Annotated in this window: 10 protein-coding genes; 6 read left to right on the forward strand and 4 right to left on the reverse strand. The window is 72.9% G+C overall.

What is annotated here, in order from left to right; genetic code table 11:
- Positions 1–242: 242 nt before the first annotated feature.
- The gene (gene meaB / locus ACFVIU_RS01740) at positions 243–1,199 is read right to left on the reverse strand and encodes a methylmalonyl Co-A mutase-associated GTPase MeaB (protein ID WP_385839912.1); all 957 of its coding nucleotides are present in this window, start codon (positions 1,197–1,199) and stop codon (positions 243–245) included.
- A gap of 46 nt (positions 1,200–1,245) precedes the next feature.
- A complete protein-coding gene (locus ACFVIU_RS01745) occupies positions 1,246–2,445 on the reverse strand; it encodes an acetyl-CoA C-acetyltransferase (protein WP_385839914.1) in 1,200 nt (399 codons plus the stop codon).
- A 148-nt stretch (positions 2,446–2,593) separates the two neighbouring features.
- Here ACFVIU_RS01745 and mce point away from each other — a divergent pair, with 148 nt between their 5' ends.
- From mce to ACFVIU_RS01770, 5 genes are all read left to right on the forward strand, one after another.
- A complete protein-coding gene (mce, locus tag ACFVIU_RS01750; protein WP_385839915.1) occupies positions 2,594–3,034 on the forward strand; it encodes a methylmalonyl-CoA epimerase in 441 nt (146 codons plus the stop codon).
- 206 nt (positions 3,035–3,240) lie between these two features.
- On the forward strand, positions 3,241–7,188 hold the full coding sequence (gene scy, locus ACFVIU_RS01755) for a polarized growth protein Scy (protein ID WP_385839917.1): 3,948 nt from the start codon (positions 3,241–3,243) through the stop codon (positions 7,186–7,188).
- Positions 7,189–7,371: 183 nt separating this feature from the next.
- A complete protein-coding gene (locus tag ACFVIU_RS01760; protein ID WP_385839918.1) occupies positions 7,372–8,307 on the forward strand; it encodes a cellulose-binding protein in 936 nt (311 codons plus the stop codon).
- Positions 8,308–8,510: 203 nt separating this feature from the next.
- Positions 8,511–9,800, forward strand: a complete 1,290-nt coding sequence (locus tag ACFVIU_RS01765) for an ABC transporter ATP-binding protein (RefSeq protein ID WP_385839920.1) — start codon at positions 8,511–8,513, stop codon at positions 9,798–9,800.
- Positions 9,797–10,675, forward strand: coding sequence for an ABC transporter permease (locus ACFVIU_RS01770; protein WP_385839921.1), 879 nt, complete (start codon positions 9,797–9,799; stop codon positions 10,673–10,675). The genes ACFVIU_RS01765 and ACFVIU_RS01770 overlap by 4 nt, the downstream gene beginning before the upstream one ends.
- Before the next feature lie 4 nt (positions 10,676–10,679).
- Here ACFVIU_RS01770 and ACFVIU_RS01775 read toward each other — a convergent pair whose 3' ends face one another.
- On the reverse strand, positions 10,680–11,012 hold the full coding sequence (locus ACFVIU_RS01775; RefSeq protein ID WP_385839922.1) for an ATP/GTP-binding protein: 333 nt from the start codon (positions 11,010–11,012) through the stop codon (positions 10,680–10,682).
- A gap of 233 nt (positions 11,013–11,245) precedes the next feature.
- Here ACFVIU_RS01775 and ACFVIU_RS01780 point away from each other — a divergent pair, with 233 nt between their 5' ends.
- Positions 11,246–12,274: an LLM class flavin-dependent oxidoreductase gene (locus ACFVIU_RS01780; RefSeq protein WP_385839924.1), complete on the forward strand. Its 1,029-nt coding sequence runs from the start codon at positions 11,246–11,248 to the stop codon at positions 12,272–12,274.
- Between the two features lie 137 nt (positions 12,275–12,411).
- Here the strand turns inward: ACFVIU_RS01780 and ACFVIU_RS01785 are convergent, their stop codons facing one another.
- Entirely contained in the window at positions 12,412–12,804 is a 393-nt protein-coding gene (locus ACFVIU_RS01785) for an SCO5389 family protein (protein WP_385839926.1), read from the reverse strand.
- Positions 12,805–12,892: the final 88 nt, after the last annotated feature.

A 12,892-nucleotide genomic window follows, 5' to 3' on the forward strand; every position in this document is an offset into this window, starting at 1 on the left:
CGCAGGCCACGGGATCCCGCACCGGGCGAGCAGGCCGCGCTCAGCGCCTGGGGAGGGACGACGACGGGACTCCGCTACCCCGCCCCGCAACACTCGGCGACGCCCCACTCCGGCGGTGAAGCCGCCTGGGGCAGGACTCAGGGCCGTACGCCGCCGGCGTGGCGCGAACCCGCGCCGGGCGGACCGGTCGGGCTCACCCCTGGGGCTTGGTTTCCCAGGCCTCACGGCGCCGTATGGGCGGGTCAGGATTGGGTGAGGCCTGCTACCAGTTCGTCCGCTGCTCGGTAGGGGTCGAGGTCGCCGGAGACGATCCGTTCCGCGAGGGCGCTGAGGCGGCGGTCGCCGTGCAGGTCGCCGATGCGTTCGCGCAGGGCGGTGACGGCGATCGTCTCGACCTCGCGGGCCGCGCGGGCGGTGCGGCGTTCGGCGAGGACGCCCCGCTCCTCCATCCACGCGCGGTGCTTCTCCAGGGCCTCGACGACCTCGTCCACGCCCTCGGCCCGGGCCGCGACCGTCTTCACGATCGGCGGGCGCCAGTCGCCGGGGCCGCGGGACTCGCCGAGGCTCAGCATGTGGTTCAGCTCGCGGGCGGTGGCGTCGGCACCGTCCCGGTCGGCCTTGTTGACGACGTAGACGTCGCCGATCTCCAGGATGCCCGCCTTGGCCGCCTGGATGCCGTCGCCCATGCCGGGGGCCAGGAGGACGACGGAGGTGTCCGCCTGGGAGGCGATCTCCACCTCCGACTGGCCGACGCCGACCGTCTCGACCAGGATCACGTCGCAGCCGGCCGCGTCGAGGACGCGGATGGCCTGGGGCGCGGCCCAGGCGAGGCCGCCGAGGTGGCCGCGGGTGGCCATGGAGCGGATGTAGACGCCGGGGTCGGAGGCGTGGTCCGACATCCGGACCCGGTCGCCGAGCAGGGCGCCGCCGGAGAACGGGGAGGACGGGTCGACGGCCAGCACGCCGACCCGCTTGCCCTGCTTGCGGTACGCCGTGACGAGCGCGGAGGTGGAGGTGGACTTGCCGACGCCCGGGGAGCCGGTCAGGCCGACCACATAGGCGTTGCCGGTCAGCGGGGCCAGGGCCGCCATGACCTCCCTCAGCTGCGGGGACGCCCCCTCCACCAGGGAGATCAGCCGGGCCACGGCCCGCGGCCGGCCTTCCCTGGCCTGGGCCACCAGAGAGGAGACGTCCTGCATCACACAGCTCCGTTCACTTCAGCGACGTACGACGTACAGAGAGAGGTCAGGCCTTCGGGACCCGGACGATCAGCGCGTCGCCCTGGCCGCCGCCACCGCACAGCGCGGCCGCGCCGACCCCGCCGCCCCGCCGCTTCAGCTCCAGCGCCAAGTGGAGCACGAGGCGGGCGCCGGACATGCCGATCGGGTGGCCCAGCGCGATGGCGCCGCCGTTGACGTTCACCTTTTCCGTGGACACGCCGAGGTCCTTCATTGACTGCACGGTCACGGCGGCGAAGGCCTCGTTGATCTCGATGAGGTCGAGGTCGGAGACCTCCAGGCCCTCCTTCTTCAGCGCGTGCTGGATGGCGTTGGACGGCTGGGACTGGAGGCTGTTGTCCGGGCCGGCCACATTGCCGTGCGCGCCGATCTCGGCGAGCCAGGTGAGGCCCAGTTCCTCGGCCTTGGCCTTGCTCATCACGACCACGGCGGCGGCACCGTCGGAGATCTGGGAGCTGGTCCCCGCCGTGATGGTGCCGTCCTTGGTGAAGGCCGGGCGCAGCTTGCCCAGGGACTCCGCCGTGGTGTCGGGGCGGATGCCCTCGTCCTTGCTGAACAGGACCGGGTCGCCCTTGCGCTGCGGGATCTCCACCGGGGTGATCTCGGCCTCGAACAGGCCGTTCTTCTGCGCGGCGGCGGCCCGCTGGTGGGAGAGGGCGGCGATCTCGTCCTGCTCGGCGCGGCCGATGCCGAGGCGGGTGTTGTGCTTCTCGGTGGACTCGCCCATGGGGATGTTCTCCCACGGGTCGGTCAGACCGTCGTAGGCCATGGCGTCGAGCATCTCCACCGCGCCGTACTTGAAGCCCTCGCGGGACTTCGGCAGCAGGTGGGGGGCGTTGGTCATGGACTCCTGGCCGCCGGCCACCACGATGTCGAACTCGCCGGCGCGGATCAGCTGGTCGGCCAGGGCGATCGCGTCGAGGCCGGAGAGACACACCTTGTTGATGGTGAGCGCCGGGACGTTCATCGGGATGCCGGCCTTGACTGCGGCCTGGCGGGCGGGGATCTGGCCGGCGCCGGCCTGGAGCACCTGGCCCATGATCACGTACTGCACCTGGTCGCCGCCGATGCCGGCGCGGTCGAGAGCGGCCTTGATCGCGACGCCGCCCAGGTCGGCCGCGGAGAAGGACTTGAGGGAGCCCAGCAGCCGTCCCATGGGCGTACGGGCGCCCGCGACGATCACCGAGCTGGTCGTTCCTGAAGACATGAGCTGCGATCCCCTTACCGGCTGCACAGCCGAGGAGTGAACGAGGGTTTACTTCGAATGTACTGAGTGGCACTCCGTGCCGTCACCGGGCCGTCGGTGTGATCGCGCGCACGTTGCGTAACCACCGTCGGGGCGCTGCACTGAATCCATGCTGACGCGAATCGACCACATCGGGATCGCCTGCCACGACCTCGACGCCACCGTCGAGTTCTACCGGGCCACCTACGGCTTCGAGGTGTTCCACACCGAGGTCAACGAGGAGCAGGGCGTGCGCGAGGCCATGCTCAAGATCAACGAGGCCTCGGACGGCGGCGCCTCCTACCTCCAGCTGCTCGAACCGATCCGCGAGGACTCCACGGTCGCCAAGTGGCTCGCGAAGAACGGCGAGGGCGTCCACCACATCGCCTTCGGTACGGCGGACGTCGACGCGGACTCCGCACAGATCCGGGACAAGGGCGTCCGCGTCCTGTACGACGAGCCCCGGCGGGGCTCCATGGGGTCGCGGATCACGTTCCTGCACCCCAAGGACTGCCACGGTGTTCTGACAGAACTGGTCACTTCGGCGCCTGTTGAGTCGCCCGAGCACTGACCCTCGTACATAAGGGCCGGTAGGGTTGGGGGCGGTCGTCCCCGAAACCGGGGTGACCACATGCCGGGGTCCGGGTTTCGGGGGACGAGCGTCGGGGCAGCAGCCCGTGCTCCGCCGTTGATCTGACACCATTCCCCGGGGGCCCCGTTCGGCCGATGGACGGAGCTCGTTGGAGAAGCTGACCAGGGGACGGATGGGACCGCGCAGTGCGGGGCTACGAGAGCCAGGAGCGAGAGCCGGCGGCTGACGTCGACCACCTCTCTCGGTTCGAGGCCGAGATGAAGCGGCTGAGGACCGAGCGCGAGAAGGCGATCCAGCACGCCGAGGACCTCGGCTACCAGGTCGAGGTGCTGCGCGCCAAGCTGCACGAGGCGCGGCGCACCCTCATGACCCGGCCCGCCTACGACGCGGGGGACATCGGCTACCAGGCCGAGCAGCTGCTCCGCAACGCCCAGATGCAGGCCGAGCAGCTGCGTCAGGACGCGGAGCGGGAGCTGAGCCAGGCCCGCGCGCAGACCCAGCGCATCCTCCAGGAGCACGCCGAGCAGGCGGCCCGGCTCCAGGCGGAGCTGCACCAGGAGGCGGTGACCCGGCGCCAGCAGCTGGACCAGGAGCTGGCCGAGCGGCGCGCCACGGTCGAGTCGCACGTCAACGAGAACGTCGCCTGGGCGGAGCAGTTGCGCTCCCGTACCGAGCAGCAGGCCCGCCGGCTGCTGGAGGAGTCCCGCGCGGAGGCCGAGCAGGCCATGGCCACCGCCCGGGCCGAGGCCGAGCGGCTGACCCGGGAGGCCCGAGAGCGGCTCCAGGCCGACGCCGAGGCGGCCCGCGCGGAGGCCGAGCAGCTGCTGCGCCGCGCCCGCGCGGACGCCGAGCGGCTGCTGAACGCCGCCTCCACGCAGGCCCAGGAGGCCACCGAGCACGCCGAGCAGCTGCGCTCCACCACGGTCAGCGAGTCGGACACCGCGCGCCGGCAGGCCGCGGAGCTGACCCGGGCCGCCGAGGAGCGGATGACGGCGGCCGAGGAGGCGCTGCGCAAGGCGCAGGCCGAGGCGGAGAAGGTGCAGGCGGAGGCCAAGGAGGCCGCCGCCAAGGCCCTGGCGGCCGCGGAGGCCGCCGGCGAGGCGCGCACGCGTACCGCGAAGGAGCAGGTCGCCCGGCTGGTCGAGGAGGCCACCAAGGAGGCCGAGTCCACCCGGTCCGAGGCCGAGCAGCTGGTCGCGGACGCCCGGGCCGAGGCCGAGAAGATCGTCGCGGAGGCCGCCGAGAAGGCCCGCTCGATCACGGCCGAGGAGACGGCTACCCAGCTGTCCAAGGCCGCCCGGACCGCCGAGGAGGTCCTGAACAAGGCTTCCGAGGAGGCCCAGAAGACCACCAAGGCCGCCGCCGAGGAGGCCGAGCGGATCCGCACCGAGGCGGAGGCCGAGGCGGACCGGCTGCGCGCCGAGGCGCACGACATCGCCGAGCAGCTCAAGGGCGCGGCGAAGGACGACACCAAGGAGTACCGCGCCAAGACGGTCGAGCTCCAGGAGGAGGCGCGCCGGCTGCGCGGCGAGGCCGAGCAGCTGCGCGCCGACGCGGTCGCCGAGGGCGAGTCGATCCGCGCGGAGGCCCGCCGGGAGGCGGTCGCGCAGATCGAGGAGGCGGCCCGGTCCGCCGAGGAGCTGCTGGCCAAGGCCAAGGCGGACGCCGACGAGCTGCGGCGGACCGCGACCGCGGACAGCGAGAAGGTCCGCACCGAGGCCATCGAGCGCGCCACCGGTCTGCGCCGGCAGGCCGAGGAGACCCTGGCGCGGGCCCGCAAGGAGGCCGAGCGGCTGCGCGCCGAGGCCGACGAGCAGGCCGAGACGGTCCGCGGGGACGCCGAGAAGGCCGCGCGGGAGCTGCGCGAGGAGACCGAGAAGGCCGTCGAGACCCGGCGCAGCGAGGCCGCCGAGGAGCTGGCCCGGCTGCAGTCGGAGGCGCAGGAGCGGCTGGCATCGGCCGAGCAGGCGCTGACCGAGGCCCGGGAGGAGGCCGCCCGGATCCGCCGGGAGGCCGCGGAGGAGTCCGAGCGGCTGCGCGCGGAGTCGGCGGACCGGATCCGTACGCTCCAGCAGCAGGCCGAGGCCGAGGCCGACCGGCTGCGGACCGAGGCCGCGTCCGACGCGTCCGCGTCCCGTGCCGAGGGCGAGGCCGTCGCCGTACGGCTGCGTTCGGAGGCCGCCGCCGAGGCGGAGCGGCTGAAGACCGAGGCGCAGGAGACCGCCGACCGGGTGCGTGCCGAGGCGCAGGCCGCCGCCGAGCGGCTCGCCGCGGAGGCGTCCGAGACGCTGGCCGCCGCGCAGGAGGAGGCCGCCCGGCGCCGCCGGGAGGCCGAGGAAGTCCTCGGTTCCGCGCGGGCGGAGGCGGACCAGGAGCGTGAGCGGGCCCGCGAGCAGAGCGAGGAGCTGCTGGCCTCGGCGCGCAAGCGCGTGGAGGAGGCGCAGGCCGAGGCGGTCCGGCTGGTGGCGGAGGCCGACCGGCGCGCCACCGAGATGGTGTCGGCCGCCGAGCTGCACGCCCAGCAGGTGCGGGACTCCGTCGCCGGGCTGCACGAGCAGGCGCAGGAGGAGATCGCCGGGCTGCGGTCGGCCGCGGAGGTCGCGGCGGACCGGACCAGGCGGGAGGCCGAGGAGGAGGCGGACCGGGTCCGCGCCGACGCCTACGCCGAGCGGGAGCGGGCGAGCGAGGACGCCTCGCGGGTCCGGCGCGAGGCGGCCGAGGAGTCGGAGGCCGCGAAGGAGCTGGCCGAGCGTACGGTCGTCGAGGCGGTGGCGGAGGCCGAGCGGCTGCGCGCGGACGCGGGCGAGTACGCCCAGCGGGTGCGTACCGAGGCGTCGGACGCGCTGGCCGAGGCCGACCAGGCGGCGGCCCGTACCCGGGCGGACGCCCGGGAGGACGCCAACCGGATCCGTTCGGACGCGGCCACCCAGGCGGACACCCTCATCACCGAGGCCCGCAACGAGGCAGAACGGCTCACCAACGAGACCGCCGCCGAGGCCGAACGCGTCCGCACCGAGGCCCTCACCGAGGCCGAACGCGTCCGCACCGAGGCCCTCACCGAGGCCGAGCGCCTGACCGCGGAGACCGCCGCCGAGGCGGAGCGGGTCCGTGCGGAGGCGGTGGCGAGCGCCGAGCAGCTGATCGGGGAGGCCTCCGACGAGGCGGAGCGGCTGCGGGCCGAGGCCGCGGAGACGGTCGCCTCGGCGCAGGCGCACGCCGAGCGGGTGCGGGCGGAGTCCGAGCAGCTGAAGGCGGACGCGGAGGAGGCGGCCGAGCGGCTCGTCGGCTCGGCGCGCGAGGAGGCCGAGCGGACCCTGGACGAGGCGCGCAAGGAAGCCAACAAGCGGCGTTCGGAGGCGGCCGAGCAGGTCGACACGCTCATCACCGAGACCACCGCCGAGGTCGACAAGCTGCTCGCCGAGGCGCAGGAGCAGGCGCTGAAGACCACCGCGGACGCGGAGTCGCAGGCCGACACGATGGTGGGCGCGGCCCGCACGGAGGCCGAGCGGATCGTCACCGAGTCGACCATCGAGGGCAACTCGCTGGTCGAGAAGGCCCGTACGGACGCCGACGAGCTGCTGGTCGGCGCCCGCCGGGACGCGACCGCCATAAGGGAGCGCGCGGAGGAGCTGCGCGACCGGATCACCAGCGAGATCGAGGAGCTGCACGAGCGGGCCCGCCGGGAGGCCGCCGAGACGATGAAGTCCACCGGCGACCGCTGCGACGCGCTCATCAAGGCCGCCGAGGAGCAGCTGGAGAAGGCCGAGGCGAAGGCCAAGGAGCTGGTGTCGGACGCCAACTCGGAGGCCGGCAAGGTGCGCATCGCCGCCGTCAAGAAGGCGGAGGGCCTGCTGAAGGAGGCCGAGCTGAAGAAGGCTCGCCTGGTCAAGGAGGCCGAGGAGCTGAAGGCCGAGGCGATCCGGGAGGCGCGGCGCACGGTCGAGGAGGGCAAGCGCGAGCTGGAGATCCTGGTGCGCCGGCGGGAGGACATCAACGCGGAGATCTCCCGGGTCCAGGATGTCCTGGAGGCGCTGGAGTCCTTCGAGACGCCGGCGGCCGGCAAGGACGGCGGAGTCAAGGCGAGTGCCACCGTGGGCGCCCCCCGATCGGGTGGCAAGTCGTCAGACGGCTAGCACGCGGAGGGGTTTCCGGTGTTTTCTGGGGGCTTTGCCCGAGTCCTTGGCAAGCAGTCCGACGGTCAGCCACTCAAAAGAGGTGCCATTCTCCAGATCAAATCCGTATCCGCTCGATGACACACCGCTTCGGCCCCTAGGATTCCCCTTATCACCTCACCGGTCTCATTCGACAGGAACCCCATGAGCGACACTTCCCCCTACGGCTTCGAGCTTGTGCGGCGTGGGTACGACCGCGCTCAGGTGGACGAACGTATCTCCAAGCTCGTCTCCGACCGTGACAGCGCTCTCGCCCGGATCACCGCCCTGGAGAAGCGCATCGAGGAGCTGCACCTCGAAACGCAGAACGCCCAGGCCCAGGTCAGCGACGCGGAGCCGTCGTACGCCGGTCTCGGCGCGCGCGTCGAGAAGATCCTGCGGCTGGCCGAGGAAGAGGCCAAGGAGCTGCGTGAGGAGGCCCGGCGCGCGGCCGAGCAGCACCGCGACCTCGCCGAGTCCGCGGCCCAGCAGGTGCGCAACGACGCGGAGGCGTTCGCGGCCGAGCGCAAGGCCAAGGCCGAGGACGAGGGCGTCCGGATCGTCGAGAAGGCCAAGGCCGACGCGTCCCAGCTGCGGGCCGAGGCGCAGAAGGACGCGCAGTCGAAGCGGGAGGAGGCGGACGCCCTCTTCGAGGAGACCCGCGCCAAGGCCGCGCAGGCCGCCGCGGACTTCGAGACCAACCTGGCCAAGCGCCGCGAGCAGTCCGAGCGCGACCTGGCCTCGCGGCAGCAGAAGGCCGAGAAGCGCCTGGCGGAGATCGAGCACCGCGCCGAGCAGCTGCGCCTGGAGGCGGAGAAGCTGCGCACCGACGCCGAGCGCCGCGCCCGCCAGACGGTGGAGACCGCCCAGCGCCAGGCCGAGGACATCGTGGCCGACGCGAACGCCAAGGCCGACCGGATCCGTTCGGAATCCGAGCGCGAGCTGGCGGCGCTGACCAACCGCCGCGACTCGATCAACGCCCAGCTGACGAACGTCCGGGAGATGCTGGCGACGCTGACCGGTGCGGCCGTGGCTGCCGCCGGCTCTGCGACGGACGACGAGCCCATCTCGCGCGGGGTGCCGGCGCAGCAGTCGCGGTAGGTTTCGGTCCGCGGGGAGCTGCGGGGCCGCTTGTGGCTGGTCGCGCAGTTTCCCGCGCCCCTTTGGGGCGCTTGGACGAGCCCTCTGTCTCATGGCAGGGGGCTTTGCCTTCTCTTGGGCGGAACCGTCAGCGCCCGGATATCCTCCTAACCCTTACGGGGGCATGCGCCCCGCTGTCCTGAACCATTCGATGGGTGCGGAGCATGATCGAGGCTGTAGGCCTGACCAAGCGCTACGGCGACAAGACCGCCGTGTACAACCTTTCCTTCCAGGTACGACCCGGCACCGTGACCGGCTTCCTCGGCCCGAACGGCTCCGGCAAGTCGACCACCATGCGGATGATCCTCGGGCTGGACAACCCGACGTCCGGCACGGTGACCATCGGCGGCTACCCGTACCGCAAGCTGCCCAACGCCCCCCGACAGGTCGGCGCGCTGCTCGACGCCAAGGCCGTGCACGGCGGCCGCAGCGCGCGCAACCACCTGCTGAGCCTCGCCCAGCTGTCGGGCATCCCGGCCCGGCGCGTGGACGAGGTGCTGGGCGTGGTCGGCCTCCAGGACGTGGCCAGGAAGCGCTCCAAGGGCTTCTCGCTCGGCATGGGACAGCGGCTCGGCATCGCCGCCGCGCTCCTCGGCGACCCCCAGGTGCTGCTCTTCGACGAGCCGGTCAACGGCCTCGACCCGGAGGGCATCCTCTGGGTGCGCAACCTGATGAAGGCCCTGGCCGCCGAGGGCCGTACGGTCTTCGTCTCCTCGCATCTGATGAGCGAGATGGCGCTGACCGCCGAGCACCTCATCGTGATCGGCCGTGGCCAGCTGCTCGCCGACATGAGCGTGAAGGACTTCATCTCCGCCAACTCCGCGGACTTCGCGCGCGTCCGCACCCCCGACACCGAGCCGCACCTGCGCGAGAAGCTGACCTCGGCGCTCACCGAGGCGGGCGGCCATGTGCTGCCCGAGCAGGACGGCGCGCTGCGGGTGACCGGGCTGGCGCTGCCCCGGATCAGCGACCTCGCGCACGAGGCGGACGTCCGGCTGTGGGAGCTGTCGCCGCACCAGGCCTCGCTGGAGGAGGCGTACATGCGAATGACGCAGGGCGCCGTGGACTACCGCTCGACCGTCGACCAGAAGGAAGGCCTCCAGCAGGCGCCGCCGCCCGGCGCGCAGCCGCCGATGCCGGTGCCCGGCCAGGGCCAGCCCGGCTGGTACGCCCCGCCGCCGCCCCAGCAGGGCGGCCAGCCCTTCGCGATGCCGCAGGCGGGCCCGTACGGCGGCGCCCCGGCGAACCCGTACGGCGCCCCCGGCGCGGACACCCCGAACCCGTACGGCCAGCCCCCGACCGGCTCGGACCCGAACCCGTACGCCCAGCCGGGCGGGCCCCAGGGCGCCGCCCCGGCGATGCCCGCGGCCCCCGCCACTCCCCCGGCGACACCCCCGGCCGCCGCACCCGCTCCCGCCCCCGCCGACCTGACCAAGCCCGAGGAAGCCCGATGAGCAGCCACCAGCCCCCGATGCCGCAGGCCCCCGCGTCCGCGCCCGACTGGCAGGCGGCGCCCGGCGGACCGTACCCCGGTTACACCTCGCCCATCCCGGTCGTGCGCACCCACCTCGGGCATGCGCTGGCCTCCGAGTGGACGAAGATCAAGTCGGTGCGGTCGACGATGTGGACGCTCGGCGTCTTCGTGGCCCTCGTGGTCTCCATCGGCCTGATGACCGGCGCCCTGGCCAAGGCCCACTCCTCCTCCCTGGACGGCCAGAACCCGCTCTCCTTCGGGTTCTTCGGGCTGCTCCTCGGCTCGATGTGCGTCATCACGCTCGGCGTGCTGACCACGGCCTCGGAGTACGGCACCGGCATGATCCGTACGACGATGACCGCGTGCCCGGACCGGGCCCGGGTGCTCACCGCCAAGTCGATCGTGTTCTTCGCCGTGTCCTTCGTCATCACGCTGGCGTCGTCGGCCTTCGTGGGGATGATCCACGCGTCCATGCTGAGCGGCACCAGCGCGATGACGCCGTCCGGCGGGGACTGGTTCAAGGACACCGTCGGCGTGAGCCTCTACCTCGCGCTGCTCGGGCTGCTCTCGCTGCTGGTCGGCTCGATCATCCGGCACTCCGCGGGCGCCATCACGATCATGATCGGCGCGGTGCTGGCGCCGCTGGTGATCGCCCTGTTCATGAGCACGTCCTCGCTGCACCGGGTGCAGCAGTGGCTGTTCGAGTACTCGATCCCGAGCCAGCTGGCCGTCTTCTACGGCAACGACCTCGGCGGTTCCGGCCCGACCGGCTGGGACCCGCTGTGGATCATGCTGGGCCTGACCGCGGCCGCGTACGCCGGTGCGTTCGCCCTGCTGCGGAGCCGGGACGTCTGACGCCTCAGAACCTCGGGGCGTTCCGGGACCGCTGCACCCGCGTGGTGCGGCGGTCCTTCGCGTTCCAGCAGGCCTTGTGCCAGTGCCGGCGGTCGTCCACGCCCGCGTGTTCCGGCCAGGCCACCACGTGCGGGACGCCGGAGGGGATCATCTGGTCGCAGCCCGGGCAGCGGTAGGTCTTGCCCTGCGCGCTCGCCCCCGCGACATGGCGCACGCTCCACTCCTCGCCCTGCCAGCTCTCCGTGGACTGCCAGCCGCCGTACCGGCCGGCCCGGTCGTCCTCGGCGCTCCGGCCGGACGAGCCGGCTGCCTTCGGGCGGTTGCGACGCGGGGACACGGGACACCTCTCGGGGCTGTACAGGGAGCACGGGCCGACTCCAGCCTACGCGCCGCCGAGTGGGGTACGCGTACAGAACGAATGCGGAAGCAATCCGTACAAGTCCCCCTGCCGGACGACCCATTCTGAAGACAATCCGCAAATCTCCTCGCGGAGCCGTGTCCTGCGCACGTGTCAGCCGGTTATGCCGGGTGGGGGAGCTCCGGTCGGAGCCAAGGAAGCAGGAAAACGCGATGCACGTAGGTAGTTTTGTGCTGGCCGCACAGTTCCCCGGCCAGGGTGCCGGGGAGGCGCTGCACCGGGCGGTGCGCTCGGCGGAGGTCTCCGAGGAGGCCGGGCTGGACGCGGTCTGGCTGGCCGAGCACCACTTCGTGCCCTACGGCACATGCCCGTCCGCGATCACCCTGGCCGCGCTGCTGCTCGGCCGCACCCGCCGGATCCGGGTGGGTACGGCGGTCAGCGTACTGCCCACCGCGCACCCGGTCGCCCTCGGCGAACAGGCCGCGCTGCTGCATATGACGAGCGGCGGGCGGTTCACGCTCGGGGTGGGCCGCGGTGGCCCCTGGGTGGACCTGGAGGTCTTCGGCGCGGGCCTCGGGGCGTACGAACACGGGTTCCCGGAGTCGCTCGATCTGCTGCTGCGCTGGCTGCGCGAGCCGGCGGTGGGGGCGGCCGGCGAGCGGTACCGGTTCCGCGAGGTGCCCGTCGTACCGCGTCCGTCGGAGGCGCTGACGGAGGTGCCCGGGCCCGAGGTGGTGGTCGCCTGCACCTCTGCGGCGAGCGTCCGGCTGGCCGCCGAGCGCGGGCTGCCCATGCTGCTCGGGATGCATGTCGGGGACGAGGAGAAGGCCGAGATGGTCGCCCTGTGGCGGCGCTGCGCCCGCGCGGCGGGCCGGCCGGCCGAGGAGATCGCGACGGCGGGGCATGTCTCGGCCGGGGTATGCCAGCTCGCGGACCGGCGCACGGACGCGGCGGAGACCCTGCTGAAGGCGATGCCGGGCTGGCTGCGGCAGGGGCTCGAGGCCCATGTCACCGTCGACGGACGGGTGCGGGCGATGCGCGATCCGCATGCCTACACGGAGCTGCTCTGCGGGCTGCACCCGGTGGGCACGCCGCGGCTGGCCGCCGACCGGCTCGCGGCCACCTCCGAACGTACCGGGATCTCCCGCTTCGCCCTGCTGGTCGAGGGGTCGGGCGACCTCGCGGCCACCGAGGAGAACGTACGGCGCCTGGGCGCCGAGGTGCTGCCGCAGTTGCGCTGAGCCGGCGCCGGGGGCTGCGGCCGCGGGCGCCGACGCGCAAGCCACCTGGGGGGCTTGCCGCCCCGTACTGGATGCACCCCCCGCGAGTGGAGCGGCAAGCAGGCAGCTCACTGCCCCGGCCGTGCCGGAGCCATGCGTCAGCAGTCGCGAAGTTCCGGCGACTGGTTCAGCAACTGGTTGCGCGCCGAGGTGAAGCGGGCCAGCGTCTCGTCCACCGAGGCGTCCAGCGGGAACACCGCCACCCGGTGACAGTTCTGGAAGGCCAGGCGCACCCCGAAGTGCCGCTGCAACGCGCCGCGTATGGCGTCGCTCGCGAGCGCACGCAGCAGCTGACCGCGTGCCTGCTCGTCCGGCGGCGGCGTCTGGTTGTCGGCGAAGGGTCCGCCGTCCACCTTCAGCTGGGCCACCAGGGAGCTGATCATCTCCCATGCATAGGGCAGGGAGGTCCGGACGCAGTCGACGAAGTCTGCGTCGTCGACCTCGCCTCGCTCGGCCTTTTCGAGTAGGGCCGGTGAGACGTCGAGCGACATGGGTTCTCCTCTCGCACCCCCGAAGAGCAGGGGTTGCCGGACAGGTAAGGGAGTTCGCGCTGTCGAACACGCTCGGTAAGGATGCCGC

Source organism: Streptomyces sp. NPDC127190, assembly GCF_042672505.1.
Lineage (GTDB): Bacteria > Actinomycetota > Actinomycetes > Streptomycetales > Streptomycetaceae > Streptomyces.